The sequence below is a fragment of the Amycolatopsis sp. Hca4 genome, assembly GCF_013364075.1.
In the GTDB taxonomy this organism is placed as follows: domain Bacteria; phylum Actinomycetota; class Actinomycetes; order Mycobacteriales; family Pseudonocardiaceae; genus Amycolatopsis.
This window is the reverse complement of record NZ_CP054925.1, coordinates 9,418,239-9,435,859: the sequence shown is the minus strand read 5'-3', so window position 1 is coordinate 9,435,859 and position 17,621 is coordinate 9,418,239. Positions and strand designations below refer to the sequence as shown.

Annotated in this window: 21 protein-coding genes and 1 pseudogene; 11 read left to right on the top strand and 11 right to left on the bottom strand. The window is 72.8% G+C overall.

Annotated features, from left to right (window positions below; genetic code table 11):
• Window positions 1-91: 91 nt before the first annotated feature.
• Both HUT10_RS43080 and HUT10_RS43075 read left to right on the top strand, forming a co-directional pair.
• Window positions 92-1,369, top strand: coding sequence for a sensor histidine kinase (locus HUT10_RS43080; protein ID WP_176176468.1), 1,278 nt, complete (start codon window positions 92-94; stop codon window positions 1,367-1,369).
• Window positions 1,370-1,571: 202 nt separating this feature from the next.
• Window positions 1,572-1,997: a DUF2269 family protein gene (locus HUT10_RS43075; RefSeq protein ID WP_176176467.1), complete on the top strand. Its 426-nt coding sequence runs from the start codon at window positions 1,572-1,574 to the stop codon at window positions 1,995-1,997.
• On the opposite strand, the gene HUT10_RS43070 is transcribed toward HUT10_RS43075, so the two are convergent.
• A complete protein-coding gene (locus tag HUT10_RS43070) occupies window positions 1,994-2,683 on the bottom strand; it encodes a GNAT family N-acetyltransferase (protein WP_176176466.1) in 690 nt (229 codons plus the stop codon). The two genes, HUT10_RS43075 and HUT10_RS43070, sit on opposite strands and share 4 nt — an antisense overlap.
• A gap of 66 nt (window positions 2,684-2,749) precedes the next feature.
• Here HUT10_RS43070 and HUT10_RS43065 point away from each other — a divergent pair, with 66 nt between their 5' ends.
• Window positions 2,750-3,379: a hypothetical protein gene (locus HUT10_RS43065; protein WP_176176465.1), complete on the top strand. Its 630-nt coding sequence runs from the start codon at window positions 2,750-2,752 to the stop codon at window positions 3,377-3,379.
• Here the strand turns inward: HUT10_RS43065 and HUT10_RS43060 are convergent.
• From HUT10_RS43060 to HUT10_RS43045, 4 genes are all read right to left on the bottom strand, one after another.
• Window positions 3,298-3,927 (bottom strand): hypothetical protein, encoded by a 630-nt coding sequence (locus HUT10_RS43060; protein WP_254897269.1) that lies wholly within the window; start codon window positions 3,925-3,927, stop codon window positions 3,298-3,300. The genes HUT10_RS43065 and HUT10_RS43060 overlap by 82 nt on opposite strands.
• A gap of 82 nt (window positions 3,928-4,009) precedes the next feature.
• Entirely contained in the window at window positions 4,010-4,417 is a 408-nt protein-coding gene (locus HUT10_RS43055; RefSeq protein ID WP_176176464.1) for a VOC family protein, read from the bottom strand.
• Between the two features lie 81 nt (window positions 4,418-4,498).
• Complete coding sequence (locus tag HUT10_RS43050; protein ID WP_176176463.1) at window positions 4,499-5,053, bottom strand: hypothetical protein; 555 nt, start codon at window positions 5,051-5,053, stop codon at window positions 4,499-4,501.
• Window positions 5,054-5,275: 222 nt separating this feature from the next.
• On the bottom strand, window positions 5,276-6,265 hold the full coding sequence (locus tag HUT10_RS43045; protein ID WP_176176462.1) for an NAD(P)-dependent alcohol dehydrogenase: 990 nt from the start codon (window positions 6,263-6,265) through the stop codon (window positions 5,276-5,278).
• An 81-nt stretch (window positions 6,266-6,346) separates the two neighbouring features.
• On the opposite strand from HUT10_RS43045, the gene HUT10_RS43040 reads away from it, so the two are divergent.
• From HUT10_RS43040 to HUT10_RS43020, 5 genes are all read left to right on the top strand, one after another.
• Window positions 6,347-6,670 (top strand): helix-turn-helix transcriptional regulator, encoded by a 324-nt coding sequence (locus tag HUT10_RS43040; protein ID WP_176176461.1) that lies wholly within the window; start codon window positions 6,347-6,349, stop codon window positions 6,668-6,670.
• 71 nt (window positions 6,671-6,741) lie between these two features.
• Complete coding sequence (locus tag HUT10_RS43035; protein WP_176176460.1) at window positions 6,742-7,182, top strand: MarR family winged helix-turn-helix transcriptional regulator; 441 nt, start codon at window positions 6,742-6,744, stop codon at window positions 7,180-7,182.
• The gene (locus tag HUT10_RS43030; RefSeq protein ID WP_176176459.1) at window positions 7,179-7,985 is read left to right on the top strand and encodes an ABC transporter ATP-binding protein; all 807 of its coding nucleotides are present in this window, start codon (window positions 7,179-7,181) and stop codon (window positions 7,983-7,985) included. The genes HUT10_RS43035 and HUT10_RS43030 overlap by 4 nt, the downstream gene beginning before the upstream one ends.
• Entirely contained in the window at window positions 7,945-8,766 is an 822-nt protein-coding gene (locus tag HUT10_RS43025; protein ID WP_176176458.1) for an ABC transporter permease, read from the top strand. Before HUT10_RS43030 ends, HUT10_RS43025 begins: the two co-directional genes overlap by 41 nt.
• Before the next feature lie 36 nt (window positions 8,767-8,802).
• A complete protein-coding gene (locus HUT10_RS43020) occupies window positions 8,803-10,917 on the top strand; it encodes a transglycosylase domain-containing protein (protein WP_176176457.1) in 2,115 nt (704 codons plus the stop codon).
• 1 nt (window position 10,918) lies between these two features.
• Here HUT10_RS43020 and HUT10_RS43015 read toward each other — a convergent pair.
• Window positions 10,919-11,209: pseudogene (locus HUT10_RS43015) on the bottom strand (IS481 family transposase); the annotation flags it as partial.
• Window positions 11,210-11,243: 34 nt separating this feature from the next.
• Window positions 11,244-11,669: a nitroreductase/quinone reductase family protein gene (locus HUT10_RS43010; protein WP_176176456.1), complete on the bottom strand. Its 426-nt coding sequence runs from the start codon at window positions 11,667-11,669 to the stop codon at window positions 11,244-11,246.
• 156 nt (window positions 11,670-11,825) lie between these two features.
• Between HUT10_RS43010 and HUT10_RS43005 the strand changes: the two genes are divergently transcribed.
• Window positions 11,826-12,227 (top strand): zinc-ribbon domain-containing protein, encoded by a 402-nt coding sequence (locus tag HUT10_RS43005; RefSeq protein WP_176176455.1) that lies wholly within the window; start codon window positions 11,826-11,828, stop codon window positions 12,225-12,227.
• Window positions 12,228-12,566: 339 nt separating this feature from the next.
• On the opposite strand, the gene HUT10_RS43000 is transcribed toward HUT10_RS43005, so the two are convergent.
• Window positions 12,567-12,857, bottom strand: coding sequence for a hypothetical protein (locus tag HUT10_RS43000; RefSeq protein WP_176176454.1), 291 nt, complete (start codon window positions 12,855-12,857; stop codon window positions 12,567-12,569).
• Between the two features lie 169 nt (window positions 12,858-13,026).
• A complete protein-coding gene (locus tag HUT10_RS42995; protein WP_176176453.1) occupies window positions 13,027-13,461 on the bottom strand; it encodes a single-stranded DNA-binding protein in 435 nt (144 codons plus the stop codon).
• A gap of 124 nt (window positions 13,462-13,585) precedes the next feature.
• On the opposite strand from HUT10_RS42995, the gene HUT10_RS42990 reads away from it, so the two are divergent.
• Window positions 13,586-14,200 carry a phosphate uptake regulator PhoU gene (locus tag HUT10_RS42990; RefSeq protein WP_176176452.1) on the top strand — a complete coding sequence of 205 codons (615 nt, stop codon included), beginning with the start codon at window positions 13,586-13,588 and terminating at the stop codon, window positions 14,198-14,200.
• A gap of 50 nt (window positions 14,201-14,250) precedes the next feature.
• Window positions 14,251-15,255 (top strand): pirin family protein, encoded by a 1,005-nt coding sequence (locus HUT10_RS42985; RefSeq protein ID WP_176176451.1) that lies wholly within the window; start codon window positions 14,251-14,253, stop codon window positions 15,253-15,255.
• On the opposite strand, the gene HUT10_RS42980 is transcribed toward HUT10_RS42985, so the two are convergent.
• Both HUT10_RS42980 and HUT10_RS42975 read right to left on the bottom strand, forming a co-directional pair.
• Window positions 15,229-16,074 (bottom strand): alpha/beta fold hydrolase, encoded by an 846-nt coding sequence (locus HUT10_RS42980; protein WP_176176450.1) that lies wholly within the window; start codon window positions 16,072-16,074, stop codon window positions 15,229-15,231. The two genes, HUT10_RS42985 and HUT10_RS42980, sit on opposite strands and share 27 nt — an antisense overlap.
• A gap of 52 nt (window positions 16,075-16,126) precedes the next feature.
• Window positions 16,127-17,515 carry a pyridoxal-dependent decarboxylase gene (locus HUT10_RS42975; RefSeq protein ID WP_176176449.1) on the bottom strand — a complete coding sequence of 463 codons (1,389 nt, stop codon included), beginning with the start codon at window positions 17,513-17,515 and terminating at the stop codon, window positions 16,127-16,129.
• Between the last annotated feature and the right edge of the window lie 106 nt (window positions 17,516-17,621).

Genomic DNA, 17,621 nt, shown 5'->3' with positions numbered 1-17,621 from the left:
CGGGCTGGCTCCGGGCCGGGACGGTTGACTATTCCCCCGCCGCGCTGCCAGGCTCAGGCCGCCCGGACGGCCGGATGAATGGGGACCACCGATGCCCGAGGCGGGCTCTGCCGCACCGCCACGCGCCTTCGTCCGCGATCTGCTGCGCAGCGGCACACCCGCGGAACCCACCGAGCCCGTGCCCGACAGCAGTGACCTCACCGCCGTCGGGGACGCGACGCTGGCCCGTGCCTCCCGCTACTGGGTCGCCGTGCCGCTGGCCTACCGGGCCGCCGCGTTCGTCAAGGTCTTCATCGGGTTCACCGCCGCGAACGGTGTGCTCGGGCTCGGCCCGGTGCTCGGCGCCACCGTCTTCGCCGTCGCGGCCAACGTCGCCGCCGTCGTCTGGGTGCTGCGGTCGGGTGGCCTGCGGGCCCGGTTCACCGGGCGCGCGCTCGGTCTGGACCTGTCCCTCGGCGTGGTCCTCAACCTCGTGGTCGCCATGACCGCGCCGGCCGCGATCCAGCCGTTCGCCGTCGACGTGTCCTGGACCTGGCTGGTCGGCTCGGTCGCCATGTGGGCGGGCACGTCCGGGCTGCCTGCCGCCTTGTGGCTGTTCGCCGCGGCCGTTCCGTTCCGGGCCCTGCTCACCGTGGCCGGCGGGCTGCCGCTGGACAACCAGCTCGCCGTGACGCGGTCGATCGGCTGCATGGTGGCGCTCGCGGTCGCGATCGTGCTCGCCGTCGCGATCCTCATCATGCTCGGCGTCGGCACGCGGTTCGCGGTGGACATCGGGCTGCGCCGCGGGCGCGAGGCCGAGCGCCGCCGGACCCGGCGCATCATGCACGACAGCGTCCTGCAGACCCTCGAAGCGCTGGCCATCTCCGCACCGGGCGACGACGCCGAGGCCGTCACGCGGTTGGCGGAGCTGCGTTCGGTCGCCAAGGCCGAGGCGGCCGAGCTGCGCCGCCGGATCACCGAGCCGGTGCCGACCGGGCCGACGCGCGGGTTCGCGGTCGAACTCGCCGACGTCGCCACCGAACTCGCCCGCGACGGCCTGCGCACCCAGCTCGTCGCCGCCGACTTCGCCGACGACCACAAGGTGTCGCAGGACCGGCGCACCGCGTTGTGCGAAGCGGTCCGGGAAGCGTTGCGCAACACGGTGAAGCACTCGGGGACAAAGCAGGTCGTGCTGCGCGTGGAGGAACGCGACGGCGGGATCGCCGTGGTGGCCCGCGACCAGGGCCAGGGTTTCGACGTCCGCGACCGGCCGCCGGGCTTCGGCATCAGCCAGTCCATCGTGGCCCGGCTGGCCGAGGTCGGCGGGCACGGCACGGTGGACTCGCAGCCGGGCCGCGGCACCCGCGTCACGATGTGGGTGCCGGGCTAGACCGCGCGGGCGGCGTGGCCGCAGCGCGGGCAGGGCATCGCCACGGCCGGGGCCGCTCGGTCCGGGCGGGGCTGACGTACGCGGGCGAGGCGACGCACGGGCGGGTCCCCGGCCGAGTCAGGGCCACCCGGTGGCCGGATCCAGGCGATTCGTGGCGATCCAGCCACTCCTCCGGCCCGGCGAAGATCGCTAGCTTCGGTGCGTGTCGAAAATCCTGCTTTCGGTCCACGTCCTGGCGGCGATCCTCGCCGTGGGCCCGGTCGCGGTCGCGGCCAGCATGTTCCCCGCCGCGGTCCGCCGGGACGACGTCAAGGCGGCCACCCTGCTGCACCGGATCTGCCGCGTGTACGCCTACGCGGCCATCGCCGTCCCGGTGTTCGGGTTCGGCGTCGCGGGCACGATGCACGTCATGGGCGACCCGTGGCTGCTCGTCTCGATCGGCCTGACCGCGGTCGCGGCCGCCGTGCTCGCGCTGCTGATCCTGCCGCGCCAGCGGCGGCTGCTGGCCGCGGAGTCCACAACGGACACCCTCGGCCGGCTGGCCATGCTGACCGGCGTGTTCAACCTGCTCTGGGCCGTGGTGACGGTGCTGATGATCGTCCGGCCCGGGTCGTCGACGGGTGCCTAGGCCGCGACCGCGAGCGGCACGCGCACCGCCACGAAGTCGGGCCGGTGCCGCAGCGCGAACCCCAGCGACAGGTAGAGGCGGATCGCCGAGGTGTTGCTCGCCGCCGCGTGCATCATCGGGGTCTCGCCGCGCTCGCGGATGCCCGCCGCCACCGCGAGCACCAGCCGGGTCGCGAGACCCTGCCCGCGGAACGCCGGGTCTGTGCAGACCGCGCTGATCTCGGTGTAGCCGGGCGGGTGCAGCCGCTCCCCGGCCATCGCGACGAGGGCGCCGCCGCGCCGGATGCCGAGGTAGGTGCCGAGCTCGACGGTCCGCGTGCGGAACGGTCCCGGCCGCGTCCGCTCGACGAGGTCCAGCATCTCCGGCACGTCCGCCGCGCCGAGCCGCACGGCCTCCGGGTCGGGCGCGGCCGCGACCCCTTCGTCGACCAGCTGCACGCCGGGGATCTCGTCGAGCACCTCCCAGCCGGACGGCGGCCGGGCCGCGGACGCGGCGAGCACGACGGTCGCCCCCGGCCCGGCGAGCCCGGCGACGTCCCGCCAGTCCTGCTCGTCCGGGTCGTCGGGCAGGGCCAGGAACGGCGCGACGTCCTCGGGGTAGCGCACCACGCGCCCCTGCCGTTCCGCGAAGCGGGCGTGCGGGCCGGTCAGCGACGCCCAGGTCGGGTTGTCCAGCGGAGAGACCATGGCTCCAGCATGCGGACGCGGGCCGGGTGGCCGCCGCCGCTCCCACATGCTGGGTAGGGTGCGCACGTGGGTTCCCAGGTCCCCGTGTGGATTCCGATCGTCGTCGCACTCCTCGGCCTCGCCGGGGTGATCCTGACCCAGGTCCTTTCGGGCCGGCGGGAGACCCGCCGGATGACCGAGGAGGCCGCTCGCGAGGAGCGCCGGTGGCAGCGCGAACGCGAGGCCCGGACCCACGAGACCCGTGCCGAGGCCTACGCCCGGCTGATGGGTGCGCTGGAGGCGTTCGACGGCGTGCTGTTCCAGGCCCGCGCCCTCCGCGAAGCGGGCAAGCGGCTCGACGAACACCAGCTCGCCGAGGTGCGCGAGGTGCGCAGCGAGGCCCAGCACGCGCTCGGGCCCGTCGTGCTGCACGCACCGGAGGCGGTCCGGCAGCTGGTCAGCGCCGCCACGCTGCCCCGGATGCGGCTGGCCGCGATGCTGCTGGACCCGGACGACGAGGGCACCAGGATGCGGCCGGCCTGGGACGCCGGCCAGCGCGGCTACCGCGTCATGCGCGCCCGGATGCGGGCCGACCTCGGGTTCGACGCGGAGCCGGTCGAGGAGCTGTCCGGCGGTCAGCCGACCGTGGTCAGCTCCTCGTCGGAGAGCACGTCGGACCCGGCGGACACGACCAGCCTGCCGCCGTCGACCTTGTAGCTGTACTCGCCGTTCACCGCGACGAAGCCGTCACCCTGGGCCTGGGCCGGCAGCATGATGTGGGTCTGGTCGGAGGCCGCCTGGCCGCGGGCCTGGCCGTCGTAGAAGATCCGGCCGTCGGGGGTCCGGCAGATCGTGACGAGCGACTTCGCGGTCTGCCCCACGAGCAGCGCCGTCCCGGTGCCGCCGGGCAGGTACCGCGCCGCGTCGGCCGGGCACGGCTTGCCGTCCGAGGTCGACGTGGTGGTGGCCGGGGTGACGGGCGGGGTGACGCCGTTCGCGGTGGTGACCACGGTCTTGGTGGTCGGCAGCGCGGGTGTCGTGTACTCCGGGAACGGCCCCGACGCGGCCGGCGAGGGCCGCGAGCGCCCGGCGTACAGCAGGACCCCGCCCACCGCGACGGCGGCGACCACCATCAGGGTCAGCAGCACCCACAGCGCCCGCGCGCGAGCCCGGCCCGGCGCCAGGCCCGCGCAGGTGCGGCAGCGCCGGGCGGCGGGGTCGTTGACCGCGCCGCACTGCGCACACGTCCAGGGAAAACCCGCCATCGGGCCTCCTTCGGCCCGGCGCGTCACGCCACGCCGGCTCCCCCATCGTCACCGACGAGGCCACCGGCTGCAACGGCTCGGGCTAGCCCTGCACGACGTTGACCATCCACGGGATGCCGAACCGGTCGACGCAGGCACCGAATTCGTCGCCCCACATCTGCTTTTCGAACGGAACCGTCACGGTGCCGCCTTCGCTCAGCTTGTCCCAGTAGCCGCGGAGGTCGTCGGCGTCGTCCCCGCTGAGGCTCACCGAAATGTTCGTGCCCGGGTTGTGCTCCATGCCGGCCGGGGTGTCCGACGCCATCAGCGTGAAGCCGTTTTCGGCCTCGAGCTGCGCGTGCATGACCTTGTTCGCGTCCGCTCCTTCGGGTGATCCGAATTCCCCGAACGTGTTCAGGGTGAGCGTGCCGCCGAAGACACCCTTGTAGAACTCCATGGCCTGCCGCGCGTCGTCGCGGAAGCTCAGGTACGGGTTGAGGCGAGAAGCCACGGCCATCTCCTTCGATCGGACGAGAGCAGCATCCTCGCAGAACGGTCCGCCTGCGCCAATCGAAGGATTTTCAGGGCCGCGTCAGAGCACGAACCGCCGCTGCGCGACCGGTTCCAGCGGCAACGCACCGTGCAACGCGGCCCGGGCCCGCAGCTCCAGCGCCCGGTCCAGCTGCCGCGCCCCGGGTGCCGCGGGGTGGAAGGTGCCGCGGTCGAACAGGTACACCAGCGCCAGCTTGCCCTCGCGGCGCCCGCCCGGCTCGCCGAACTCGACGGTCGCGAACCGCAGCGAGCCGCCGTACCCCGCCCTGGCCAGCCGGTCCGCGACGTCCACCAGGTCGCCGGTCAGCACGCGCAGGTCGCGGTTGCGCCGCCAGCACCGGACCGTGGAACGGCCGTGCAGGTCCTGCGTCACCAGCGGGTGCACCGGCAGCCGCGCCGACGTCGCGGCGATCAGCTCCGCTTCGGTGCGGGCCAGCGCGTCCCCGGTCACCTTGAAGTCGACGGTGCCGCCGCCGGTGGGCGCCAGGCCGAGCGCGGCGCGCACCCGCGGGGCGGCCGCGGCGAGGGAGTAGAGGGACTGCAGGTGCGGGCGGGAGGTCCAGCACCGGACGAGCTTGCTGTCCAGCAGGGTCACGACGAACGTTCCTATCCTCATTTCGGAGGCCGCCGGACCGGGCGCACTGGCAGTGTCCACTGTGGACGTCAGGCGCGGGGACGCGGGGCCGGAGAGGACAGCATGCTCCCGCCGCGCGGGTTCCGGACCGCAACTCCCGCCGCGGCGCGGCGAACGGCAGCGGCCCGCCGCCGAACGGTCACACCCGGTCAGGTTGCGCCGATCAGCGGTATTCCTCTCGCCTCAGCCGACAGCGATCACGACCTTGCCGAAGTTCTCCCGGCTCTCGAAGCGCCGGAAGGCCGCCTCGGCGTCCTCGAAGGAGTGAACGCCGTCGATGACCGGCTCGATCGGCCACACGTCGAGCCACCGGAGCAGGTCTTCGGTGTCCTCGCGGCTGCCGACCCAGATCTTCCGCAGGGTCGCGCCGCTGCGGAACAGGTCCATGAAGTCGACGGCGGGACCGCTCCGGCCGACGAACCCGACGAGCGCGATCTCGGCGTGGTGCGTCCCGGCGGCGACCACCGACTGCGCGAACGTGCCGGGCCCGCCCACCTCGACGATCCGGTCCGCACCCCGCCCACCCGTGGTGTCGAGCACCGCCTGGCCCCAGTCCGGCACCGCGGCGTAGTCGATCACCGTGTCCGCGCCGAGACCGGCCAGCTTCGCCGCCTTGTCCGCGCTCGACGTCGTCGAGACGACCCGGGCTCCCCGCGCCTTCGCCAGCTGCACGGCGAACAGCGAGACACCGCCGGTGCCGAGGGTCAGCACGACGTCACCCGGGCGCACGCCGTCGAGCGACGTCCACGCGGTGACGGCAGCACACGGCAACGTGGCACCCTGCTCGAAGCTCAGCGAATCCGGCAGTGCGACGAGCGCGTGCTCCGGGACGGCCCGGTATTCGGCGAGCCAGCCGTCCCGGCCGTTGCCGTAGCCCACCGCGGTGTCGGGCATCCGGCCGGCGATCCAGTCCGGGTGAAAGGTGTTGATCACCCGGTCCCCCGCGCCGAAGCGGGTGACGCCCTCGCCGACGGCCGCGACCTCACCCGCGGCGTCCGAGACCGGGATCAAGGCCCCGCTTCCGGGGGCGAAGTGGTCGCCGTTCAGGATCAGCAGATCGCGGTAGTTCAGCGACACCGCCCGCACCCGGACGAGCACCTCGCCGGGCCGCGGCTCGGGCATCGGCTCTTCCTGCTGGACCAGGCGGCCGGATCGAGGACGGTAAGCGCGCACCACAGCTCCTCATGTTAACGAGATGACTAACATCGACCATGACACAGCGGCGTACGCCCGGGCAACCGGAATACTCGGGGCATGGCCAGCCGCACCGCGACCCCCTTGGAGCACCCCGCGCTCGAAGACGTCTCCTTCGCCGCAGCCCTGGAGGCCCTGCGCGACCCGTACCGGCTGGCCATGGTCGCCGCGCTCGCCAGGAAACCCGGCCAGTCGTGCGGCGCGATCATGCCGCCGGTCAGCAAACCCGCCGCCTCCCGGCACTTCAAGATCCTCCGCGCCGCCGGTCTGCTCCGGCAGTGGGACAGCGGCACGCAACGGCTGAACGCCCTGCGCCGCGAAGAGTTCGACGCCCGCTTCCCCGGCCTGCTCGACCTGGCCCTCGCCGAAGCGGCTCGCGGCTGATTCTTCACTTTCGTCATCAACCGGACATTTAGCGTTGCTAATAGTTCTGGGTCAGAGCTACCTTCGGAAGCATGACCGAACTCGCCGACCGGCTGCTGGGTGCCGTCCTGGGGGTACGCCGGGTGGTGCGCCGCCGGATCCGGGCCGACGTACCGGGCGCCCCGCTGCCCGGCGCCCAGGTCGAGCTGCTGCGGGTCGTGGCCGATCACCCCGGCATCGGGGTCGCCGCCGCCGCTCGTGAGCTGCACCTGGCGAACAACTCCGTCAGCACGCTGGTCAACCAGCTCGCCGAAGCGGGCTTGGTGCGCCGCGAAGCCGATCCCGCCGACCGGCGCGCGATCCGGCTGGAGATCACCGCCGCGGCCGCCGACCGGATGGCGGCCTGGCGCCGCGCCCGCACCGGGCTCGTCGCCGACGCCCTCACCCGGCTGTCCGAAGAGGACACCGCCGCGATCGAGCAGGCGTTGCCCGCCCTCGAAAAACTCATGGGCATCCTGAAGGAGCAGCCATGACCGAACCCGCAGCGGTGCGCTGCACCGGCCTGAGCCACTCGTTCGGCGCGACCCGCGCGGTGGACGGCGTGGACCTGGAAATCCACCCCGGTGAGGTGTTCGGCCTGCTCGGCCCGAACGGCGCCGGCAAGACCACGACGTTGCGGATGATCACCACCCTGCTGCCGGCCGGCCCCGACCGCATCACCGTCTTCGGCGTCGACGTCGCGCGCCGCCGGATGGCCGTGCGGCGGCTCATCGGGTACGTCCCGCAGCAGCTGTCCGCCGACGGCGCGCTGACCGGCCGTGAGAACGTCGCGCTGTTCGCGCGGCTGTTCGACGTGCCCCGCCGCGGCCGGGCCGAGCAGGTGCGGCTGGCCCTGGAACTCGTCGGGCTGGCCGACGACGCCGATCGCACGGCCAAGACCTACTCCGGGGGCATGATCCGCCGGCTCGAGCTCGCCCAGGCGTTGGTCAGCTCGCCCCGGCTGCTCATCCTCGACGAGCCGACGATCGGGCTCGACCCGGTCGCGCGGTCGTCGGTGTGGGACCGGATCGGCTCGATCCGCGAAGCGACCGGCATGACCGTGCTCGTCACCACCCACTACATGGACGAGGCCGAGCAGTACTGCGACCGCGTCGCCCTGATGCACAGCGGCCGCATCCGCGCGCTCGGCACGCCGGCCGAACTGGAGGCCGGCCTCGGCCCCGAGTCCACTTTGGACGACGTGTTCCGGTCGGTCACCGGGAACCGCCTCGACCACGAAGAAGGAGGGATCCGCGGTGTCCGTGCCACTCGCCGTACCGCCCGCCGCCTCGGCTGATCCGGGCCCGCTGGGCCGGCTGCGTGTGCTCGGCGCCCGCGTCGGCGCGATGTGCCTGGTGGAGCTGCAGAAACTGCGCCGTGACCAGACCGAGCTGCTCACCCGGGCGATCCAGCCCGCGCTGTGGCTGCTGATCTTCGGCGAGACGTTCACCCGGCTGCGCGCGATCCCGACCGGCTCGACGCCGTACCTCGACTTCCTGGCACCGGGCATCCTCGCCCAGTCGGCCCTGTTCATCGCGATCTTCTACGGCATCCAGATCATCTGGGAGCGCGACGCGGGCGTGCTCGCCAAGCTCCTGGTCACCCCCACCCCGCGCGCCGCGCTCGTCGCCGGGAAGGCCTTCGCGGCCGGGGTCCGCGCGCTCGTCCAGGCGTTGATGGTGCTGGTACTGGCCGCGGTCCTCGGCGTCGGGCTGACCGTGAACCCGCTGAAGCTGCTCGCGATGGCCGCCGTCCTCGTGCTCGGTTCGGCGTTCTTCTGCTGCCTGTCCATCGTGATCGCCGGGATCGTGTTGTCGCGGGAACGGCTGATGGGGATCGGGCAGGCGATCACCATGCCGCTGTTCTTCGGCTCGAACGCGCTGTACCCGGTGGACCTGATGCCGTCGTGGCTGAAGGTGCTCAGCCACGTCAACCCGCTGAGCTACCAGGTCGACGCGCTGCGCGGCCTGCTCATCGGGACACCCGCCCACCTCGGGACCGACTTCGCCGTGCTGGTGGTGGCGACGGCGGTGGCCGTTGCGGTCGCCTCGGTCCTGCTCGGCAGGTTGGCCCGGTGAGGCACATGTCTCACCGAACGGAACCTTTATCGCGCGATGCCTAATCTCGAATCCGTGAAACGTCGCCGGGGCGTGGTCCCTTTTACCGGTTTGTGTCTGCTCGCCGGGATTCTGGTGGCCGGGACGGTCGCGCCCGCCGCCATCGGGGCCGGCCTGTTGTCGAATCAGGTGAGCGATTCGGTGGACGCCATTTCCGCCCAGCTCGCCGCCGCCGATCCGCCGCTGGTGACCACGGTCACCGACCGCGACGGCACGCCGATCGCGACGCTCTACGCGCAGTACCGCCTGCCCGCCACCGCGGCCGGGATCGCGACCACGATGAAGGCCGCCATCATCGCCGTCGAGGATCGCCGGTTCTACACCGAAGGCGGCGTCGACATGCAGGGAATGCTGCGCGCGGCGGTCAACGACAGCACCGGCGGGGCACTGCAGGGCGCCTCGACGATCACCCAGCAGGAGGTCAAGAACTACCTGATCAACGTGGTCGACCGGAACGACCCGGCGGCCCAGCAGGCCGATCGCGAGGACTCGCTCGCCCGCAAGCTGCGCGAGGCGAAAATGGCCGTGCAGCTCAACGCGACCATGAGCAAGGACGACATTCTGGCGAACTACCTCAACGTGGTCGAATTCAGCGGAACCGTGTACGGGGTCGGCGCGGCCGCGAAGGCGTATTTCGGGACGACGCCGGATAAATTGACCGTTCCGCAGGCCGCGCTGCTCGCCGGAATGGTGAACAACCCCAGCATCTACAACCCGTACACCCACCCGGACAAGGCGCTGCAGCGCCGCAACCTCGTCATCGACGACATGGTCACCAACGGCTCCATCCCGGCCTCCTACGCGGCGACGGCGAAGGCGACCCCGCTCGGGGTCGTGCCGAACGGCCCGGTCACGCCGTCCGGGACCTGCATGGGTGCGGCCCCCGACGCGGGCTTCTTCTGCGCCTACGCCGAAAGCTACCTGGTGCACGCCGGGTTCACCGCCGACCGGCTGGCCACCGGCGGGTACACGATCAAGACCACCCTCGACCCGCGTGTCTCGCAGGTGACCAAGGACGCCGTCGACGCGAACGTGCCGACCACCCAGGACGGCGTGGCCAACACCTTCGCCGTCGTCCAGCCGGGCCAGGACGGGCACCAGGTGCTCGCCATGGTCGCGAACCGCAACTACGGCACCGATCCGGCGCGGGGCGAGACGTCGACCGACATCGTCGCCGACGCGAGCAACGAGTTCGGCGCGGGCTCGTCGTTCAAGATCTTCACCTCGGCCGCGGCGCTCGTCACCGGCAAGGCCGGCCTCGACACCCCGCTGCCCAACCCGGACAGCCAGTGCTTCCCGGCGCCGGACGCGCACGGATCGTGCTACACCGTCCACAACGACGGCCACTACGCCGACCCGATCACCCTCGCCGACGGGCTGGCGACGTCGCCGAACGTCGCGTTCGTCGGGCTGGAGAGCCAGGTCGGGATGCCCGCCGTGCTCGACATGGCGGCCAAGCTCGGGCTGCGCACCACCCTCGCGACCAACGACGCCGGCCGCACGCCGGACCCGAAGTCGGGCAACCCGCAGTTCAGCCAGCCGCAGTCGCAGTACTTCCGGAACCTGCTGTCGTTCACCCTCGGCAACAGCCCGGTCAGCCCGCTGGAGATGGCCAACGTGTCGGCGACGCTGATGAGCGGCGGCGTGTGGTGCCCGCCGAACCCGATCCTGTCGGTGACCGACCGGAACGGCAACGCCGTGCCGGTCGCGCAGCAGGCGTGCGAACGGGTGCTCCCCCAGGGCGTGGCGGACACCCTGGAAGCGGGGCTGAGCAAGGACACCACGAGCGGCACGTCCGCCGAGGCGGCCCGCGCGGCCGGCTGGAGCAGGCCCGACATCGGCAAGACGGGCACGACCCAGCTCAGCGAATCGGTGGCCTTCGTCGGTGGTGTCGACGACTACGCGGTGTCGTCCATGGTGTTCGCCGACGGGCCGCACCCACGCGAGATCTGCCCGGGCACCCCGGTGCACCTCGGCGACTGCGGCCACGGCGCGTTCGGCGGCACGGTCGCCGCGCCGCCGTACTTCCACGCCATGAGCCAGCTGCTCGCGGGGGTGCCCGACAAGCCGATCCCCGCCGCCGACCCGGCCTACCTGACGGCGCGGTTGTGACCTAGCTGTGGTGTCCGGGGAGGTTGGTCAGTCGGGTGACCGGCGGCTTGCCGCCGGTTGAGCTGTGGGGTCGGTGATGATTGGAGAAGTGGAGCCAGCCCGGTAGCGCGGCCCGCCGCGAGGTTTCCGATGGGTAGAGGACGCGTTCGACGGTGACGCCGCGGTCAGCGAACCAGGCCACGGCCCGGCGCAGCACGGCGGCGGCGGTTTCGTCGGTGTGGATTTCGGCGTAGGCGATGCGGGAGTGGTCGTCGATGACGGTGTGGACGAACGCGATGCCCGCCACCGGTCGCCTCACCTCGGGACAACGTCCCTGGACATCACACCTAGCGCGGTTCGAGGAAGACGAGCGGGATCTCGCGCTCGGTCTTCGTCTGGTACTGCGCGTAGTTCTTGAAGTCGGCGGTGATCTTCGGCCACAGCCGCGCCCGCTCTTCGGCGTCGGCGATCCGGGCCCGCATCGGCTGCTTCGGCCCGCCCTTGAGCGAGACCTCGACCTCGGGGTTGTCACGCAGGTTGAGGAACCACGCCGGGTGCGTGTCGTCGCCGCCGCGCGAGGCCACGACGACCCATGTGTCGCCCTCCTGGTGGGGCGAGGTCAGCAGCACCGACCGCGGCTGCCCGCTCTTGCGGCCGGTGGTGGTGAGTTCCAGCACGGGCATGGCGACCTGCCAGCCCACCCGCCCACCGGTCAGCTTGATCAGGCCGCGGTGGACGGCGTTCATCGTCTTCAGGGCGAAGTCGCTCGGCATGATCCCAATCTAGTCCCGTGACCACCGGTGGCGCGGTACGGGCCGGATGTCCGGTTCGCCGGGTATTGCCCGGACAGGATCGCCGAAACCGCCCCGCCGGGCGGCGGCGGTGTGCGAGGCTGCGCGGCGAACGAAGAACCGGAAGAGAGAAGACCGATGCTGATCTGGGGCTGGCGTACCCGCATCTACGTGCTGGCGATGACGACGTTCCTGTGCGGCCGGTGCGGCAATCCTGCGTCGCACGCGGTGCGCAAGGCCGTCACGAAGTTCACGCTGTTCTTCATCCCGTTGTTCCCGATCAGCGTCAAGTACACGGCGCAGTGCACGTTCTGCGGGATCGAGAACCGCATCCCGAAGGAGGACGCGCTGCGGCTGCAGGCCCAGGAGGAGCAGGGTCAGGCGCAGGCCGCGACGGGGTACCCGCCGCACCCTTCGCAGCCGCAGGGGTTTCCGCAGCAGGGGTATCCGGTGCACCCGTCCCAAGCGCAGGGGATGCCGCAGCAGGGGCAGTTCCCGGCGCCGGGCCAGCAGGGGCAGTTCCCGCAGCAGGGGCAGTAGGCAGACCGCCGCCGGCTCGTCTCCAGGCCGGGTCGGCCTTCCGGCCGAGCCGGACAGCGGCGGCCTTCGTGCATTTTGTGGCGGCCTCGCCGGACCAGGCACCGGCCGCCGCATCGCTCGCGCCGCCGCCACGCCTCCCGGCCGGACCGGCTTTTCGGCCACGACACTTTCGCGGGTGCGCGGGCCGAATCAAACGCCCCTGAGCCGCCGCGCCTCTCATGCCGCCCGGCAGGATGGGCTTTCGGTCACCCGGCCGGCCGGAAGGCAGCCGAGTGGCGACCCCGGTTCCTTTTCTCCCAAGGCTTCTCTGTGGAGTTGTCAAACATCCCGGTCGCCGGGTCAGGCGGCCGATTTGTGCTCGGGGGTGATGAGCGCCCAGCCTTCGGGGGTCAGGATCGCCGGGACCAGCTCGCCCGGGCGGCCGGGGCGGGTCGCGCGGACCAGGCCCTGGTGGGCCAGTGCGTGGGCCGCGAACTGGTCGCCGCAGGAGAGGCCGTCGATGAACAGGTCCGGCTCGCTGCTGCACGACACCCGGGCGCGGCCCGCGCCGACCGCTCGGAGCATCGCCCGCATCCGGTGGTTGACCACGGGGTGCGCCGCCGGTGAGCCGGTCTTCTCGTTCCCGTTCATGTCGGTCCCTCCCGCTCGTGGTTCGGCCTCTGTCCCTGCGTCGAATCGAACGGTGCGATTTCGACAGCAGGTCCGGCCGGAGCGTCACCCTCATCGTCGCCGCAGGCGATCCAGCACGGGTCGAGGCCCCGTCGACGGGCGTTCGGAGGCCGGCCGCGAACGGATGGGCTCAGAAGGGCGGGTCGCCCACCGCCACCGGTTCCGGGATCCAGGAACTGCTCCCCTCGACGCCCGTCGCGCGGCTGGCCTTGGTCACCTTGGCCGTCGCGTACCGCAGGGCCGGCCCGATCTCCTCGACCCCCAGCTCCACCACCGTGCGGCGCTCGCCCTCCTTCGTGTCGTACGACCGCTGTCTCAGCCGGCCCTGGACGATCACGCGGCTGCCGCGCACCAGCGACTCGGCGACGTTTTCCGCGTACTCCCGCCACAGGCTGCAGCGCAGGAACAGCGGGTCGCCGTCGCGCCAGGCGCCGGACTCGCGGTCGAACAGGCGTGGCGTGCTCGCGACCGTGAAGTTCGCGACCGCCGAGCCGGCCGGGGTGAAGCGCAGCTCGGGGTCGCCGGTGAGGTTGCCGACCACCGTGACCGTCGTTTCGCCTGCCATCGGTCTCTCCTTGTCCTCCGGGTGCGGGGTGCACCGCTCTTGCCGACGAGGAGAGCACGGGGGTCCGACAATTCCGGGGCGGTGACGAGATGCCGACACCCGTCCGGGCTGGTTTCCTGCCGCCATGCCGACCGCCTTCCAGAAGGAGCTCGTGACGCTCGCCCACCGGCTGGCGGACCTGAGCGACCTCGTCGCGAGTGCGCTCGAGGAAGCCACGCGCTCGATCCTGGAAAGTGACCACACGCTGGGCGGACGTGCGCGGGAGCAAGCCGGTGCGGCGGCCGCGCTCGGGGCCGCGTGCGAGGACCAGGCGTGCGCGCTGCTGGCCCTGCACGCACCGCCGGAGGCGGACGTGAAGACGGTCGTGGCGGCCGTGCACATCGCCGCGGATCTCACTCGGATGGGTGGACTTGCGGAAGAGGTCGCCGAGGCGCCCGTGCCGCTGGAGGTGCGACCCGCGCTGGAACGCCTCGGCAGGCACGCGGTCGCGGCCGCGCGGGCGCTGCGGGACGTCCTGCTCGGCCGGGACGGGACGGCGCTCGGTGCCGCGGTCGCGCTCGCCGTCGCGGCCGAGCGGGAGGTGCGGCAGTGGGTGGACGGTCGTGCGTGGCCGTCCGGGGCCGGGGCGGCCGTCGATCTCGGGCTGCTCGCCGCGAGCTACGGCCGGTTCGCCGCGACGGCGGCCCGGGCCGGGCGCGAGGCCGCCGGGTTCGTGCCGGCGGGTCCGCAGTACGCCTGAGTGACCGCGCCCACCCACGGTTCCCCTCCACCACGACTACCGTGGCGGACATGAGCAACACCGAGGCCGCCCCGGCCGAACTCGCCTGCGGCGACCGGCCGGCGGCCGCCGATCCCGAGCGGCCCGCCGTCGAGATCCTCACCCCGCGGGACGTCCCGCTCGGCGGTCCGCGCGCGATGCGCGTCCGGCGGACCCTGCCCCAGCGGTCGCGGTCGCTGATCGGCGCGTGGTGCTTCGCCGACCACTACGGCCCGGACGAGGTCGCCGGGGCCGGCGCGATGGACGTCGCGCCGCATCCGCACACCGGGCTGCAGACCGTCAGCTGGCTGTTCGCCGGCGAGATCGAGCACCGCGACAGCCTCGGCACGCACGCGATGGTGCGCCCCGGCGAGCTGAACCTGATGACCGGCGGGAACGGCATCTGCCACTCCGAGGTCTCGACCGCCGCCACGAAGACGCTGCACGGCGTCCAGCTCTGGGTGGCCCTGCCCGAACGGCACCGGCACACGGCACGCGCGTTCGACCACTACGTCCCTTCGGTGAACCGGATCGAAGGCGCGGAAATCCGCGTGTTCCTCGGCTCGCTGGCCGGCCGGACGTCGCCGATCCCGACGTTCACCCCGCTGCTCGGCGCGGAAATCGTGCTCGGGCCGGACGCACACATGTCCCTCGGCGTCGACCCCGGCTTCGAACACGGTGTCCTGGTCGACAGCGGGGACGTCGAGGTGGCCGGCACCCGCGTCCGGGCCGCCGAGCTGGGTTACGTCGGCACCGGCGTGCGCTCGCTGACCCTCAGCAACCGCGGCACCGGGCCGGCCCGGTTCCTGCTGCTGGGCGGGACGCCGTTCGACGAAGAGATCCTGATGTGGTGGAACTTCGTCGGCCGCACCCACGAGGAGATCGCCGCGTTCCGCGCAGCGTGGGAAGCCGAGTCGGACCAGTTCGGTGCGGTGACGGGCTATGCGGGCGACCGCCTGCCGGCTCCCGCGCTGCCGGCCGTGCGCATCAAACCCCGCCGCAACCCGGCCTCAGGCCAGGAATCCGCCCACGGCTGACCCGAAAGCCGCCGGGTCGTCCAGCCACGGGTAGTGCGCGGTGCCGGGCAGCACGACCGCCCGGCCGTCGGGGAACAGCCCGGCGAACCGGTCGGCGATCGCCGGGCTGGCGATCCAGTCAAGCTCGCCGGCCAGCACCAGCACGGGCGCGGTGACCGCGCCGAGCGCGGCTCGGGTCGTCTCGGGCTCGAAGGCGCCGGGAGCGTTGTAGACCCGGGCGGCCGCGCCGTTGCGTTGGCCGGCTTCCCCGGACTGGTGCCGGCGGGCCGCCGCGTCCCAGTTCCCGTAGTAGAACGGGGCGAACGCGGCCCAGTCGGCGCGGGTCGCCGTCTTCGCGGCGATCGACTCGTAGGCGGCGGCCGCGGTGGCGTACCACGGCTCGCCGGTGCGGCGGGCCATGATCCGGCGGCGTTCGGCGGGCGGCACGTCGAAGCCGACGGCGCGCGGGCTGGGCGTGATCAGGGCGAGCCGGCTCAGGCGGTGGGGGTACCGCGCCGCGTACCGGACGGCCAGGCTCGCCCCGGCCGAGTGCCCGAGGAGGTCGAAGCGGTCGAGGCCGAGGTGCTTGCGCAACGCCTCGACGTCCTCGATCTGGCGGTCGCACCGGTAGGTGGCGGGGTCGGCGGGTTCCGCCGAATCGCCGGTGCCGCGCAGGTCCAGCACGGCGACGCGGCGCCGGGCGGTCAGGCCGCCGAGGTCGCCGAGGTAGCTGCCGGCGCGCATCGGACCGCCGGGCAGGCAGACCACCGGCGGCTCGGCTCCGGAACCGGCGAGGTGGACGGCGAGCGCGGTTCCGTCCGGCGCGCGGAAGATCGGCACGCCGTGACCTTGGCATTCCCGGGCCGGTGGGACAAGCGAGCCGGCCGCGCACTCACGACCGGGACGCCAGGCGCTCCAGCACGGCGAACACCCGCTCGACGTCGGCCGTGGTCGTGCGCCAGTTGCTGAAGGCGGCGCGCAACGCGGGCCTGCCGTCGTACACCGTCGGCGTCAGGAAGGTGGTGCCGTCTTCGGCGATGGCGCGGACCAGGGCGTCGATCCGGTCCTGTGTGACGTCCCCGGCCGGGGTGAAGCAGACGACGTTGAGCCGCACCGGCGCCAGCAGGTGCCAGTGCGGCGAGCCGTCGATGCGTGCGCCCAGGTCGCGGGCCAGTGCGATGCAGCGCTCGACGATCTCGCGGTGGCCGGCGCGGCCGTACGCCACGAGCGAGAACCACGCCGGGAGCGCCCGCAGCCGCCGGGAGTTCTCCGGCGTGAGGTGCAGGAAGTCCGGCGTCTCCCCGATTTCGCCGAGGTAGGCGGCGTTGTTGCTGAAGACGCGCAGCTGCAGGTCGCGGCGGCGGGTGAACTGGACGGCCGAGTCGTACGGCACGTTGAGCCACTTGTGCAGGTCGACGACCACCGAATCGGCCTGGTCGAGGCCGGCCGTGAGGGCCGCGTGCTCCGGGGACAGCGCGACGAACCCGCCGAACGCGGCGTCGACGTGCAGCCAGAAGCGATGGCGCTGCTTGAGCTCGGCGATCGCTCGCAGGTCGTCGAAGTCGACGGTGTTCACTGTCCCGGCGTTCGCGACGACGACGGCGGGGCCGTCGAGCGTCTCGAGTGCTTCGGCCAGCTTCGCGACGTCGACGGCTTCGCGGCCCGGGAGCACCGGCACCTTCCGCAGCGCGGACCGGCCCATCCCGAGGAACGACAACGCCTTCAGGACGCTCGAGTGCGGCGAGCCGGACAGCACGGTGACCGGACCGAGCGCGGCGGCACCTTCGGTGGAGACGGTCACGCCGGCCTGTTCCCCGAGCCACTCGCGCGCGATGGCGAGTCCGGTGACCGTGGACATCGTGGCACCGGTGACGAAGGCGCCGGAGAACTCCGGGCCCAGGCCGAACAGCTCCGCGAGCCAGCCGACGGTTTCGCGTTCCAGGTCCTGCGCCGAGGAGTCCACGCCGCTGGCGGGATTCTGGTCGTAGGCGGCGGTGAGCCAGTCCCCGGCCAGCGCGGCCGGGGTCGCGCCGCCGGTGACGAAGCCGAGGTAGCGCGGGCCGGCGCTGGCGGCGAAACCGGGTTCCCAGCGTCGCGCGAACTCGTGCAGGGCACCGCGGGCGCCGGTGCCTTCGCGCGGCAAAGGCGCCGGGGCGGCGGTCACGGGTGGGACGGCGGCCGCCCGCTCGCCGAGCCCGGCAAGGGCCTCGGCCGCGAGTTTGCCGGCGGCGTCGAGGAGATCGGGCAGGGCGGTCAGGTCATCGGCGAGCCTCGGGTCCATCTCACCGACGCTAGGCGCGGTGACGTCCCGGTGTCGCGGGCCAATCCCGCGAAACTGGCCCGCTCCGGCTCGGTCGCGCGGGGGGGCCGGAAGGGTCGGATCGCGT

What these genes read in the sequence shown, in the direction of transcription:
- HUT10_RS42975 (WP_176176449.1), bottom strand. Translation starts at nt 17,515, where the DNA reads ATGGACCCGAGGCTCGCCGATGACCTGACCGCCCTGCCCGATCTCCTC.
- HUT10_RS43035 (WP_176176460.1), top strand. Translation starts at nt 6,742, where the DNA reads ATGACCGAACTCGCCGACCGGCTGCTGGGTGCCGTCCTGGGGGTACGC.
- HUT10_RS43010 (WP_176176456.1), bottom strand. Translation starts at nt 11,669, where the DNA reads ATGCCGAGCGACTTCGCCCTGAAGACGATGAACGCCGTCCACCGCGGC.
- HUT10_RS43070 (WP_176176466.1), bottom strand. Translation starts at nt 2,683, where the DNA reads ATGGTCTCTCCGCTGGACAACCCGACCTGGGCGTCGCTGACCGGCCCG.
- HUT10_RS42995 (WP_176176453.1), bottom strand. Translation starts at nt 13,461, where the DNA reads ATGGCAGGCGAAACGACGGTCACGGTGGTCGGCAACCTCACCGGCGAC.
- HUT10_RS42990 (WP_176176452.1), top strand. Translation starts at nt 13,586, where the DNA reads ATGCCGACCGCCTTCCAGAAGGAGCTCGTGACGCTCGCCCACCGGCTG.
- HUT10_RS43020 (WP_176176457.1), top strand. Translation starts at nt 8,803, where the DNA reads ATGCCTAATCTCGAATCCGTGAAACGTCGCCGGGGCGTGGTCCCTTTT.
- HUT10_RS43000 (WP_176176454.1), bottom strand. Translation starts at nt 12,857, where the DNA reads ATGAACGGGAACGAGAAGACCGGCTCACCGGCGGCGCACCCCGTGGTC.
- HUT10_RS43005 (WP_176176455.1), top strand. Translation starts at nt 11,826, where the DNA reads ATGCTGATCTGGGGCTGGCGTACCCGCATCTACGTGCTGGCGATGACG.
- HUT10_RS43040 (WP_176176461.1), top strand. Translation starts at nt 6,347, where the DNA reads ATGGCCAGCCGCACCGCGACCCCCTTGGAGCACCCCGCGCTCGAAGAC.
- HUT10_RS42985 (WP_176176451.1), top strand. Translation starts at nt 14,251, where the DNA reads ATGAGCAACACCGAGGCCGCCCCGGCCGAACTCGCCTGCGGCGACCGG.
- HUT10_RS43060 (WP_254897269.1), bottom strand. Translation starts at nt 3,927, where the DNA reads ATGGCGGGTTTTCCCTGGACGTGTGCGCAGTGCGGCGCGGTCAACGAC.
- HUT10_RS43080 (WP_176176468.1), top strand. Translation starts at nt 92, where the DNA reads ATGCCCGAGGCGGGCTCTGCCGCACCGCCACGCGCCTTCGTCCGCGAT.
- HUT10_RS43030 (WP_176176459.1), top strand. Translation starts at nt 7,179, where the DNA reads ATGACCGAACCCGCAGCGGTGCGCTGCACCGGCCTGAGCCACTCGTTC.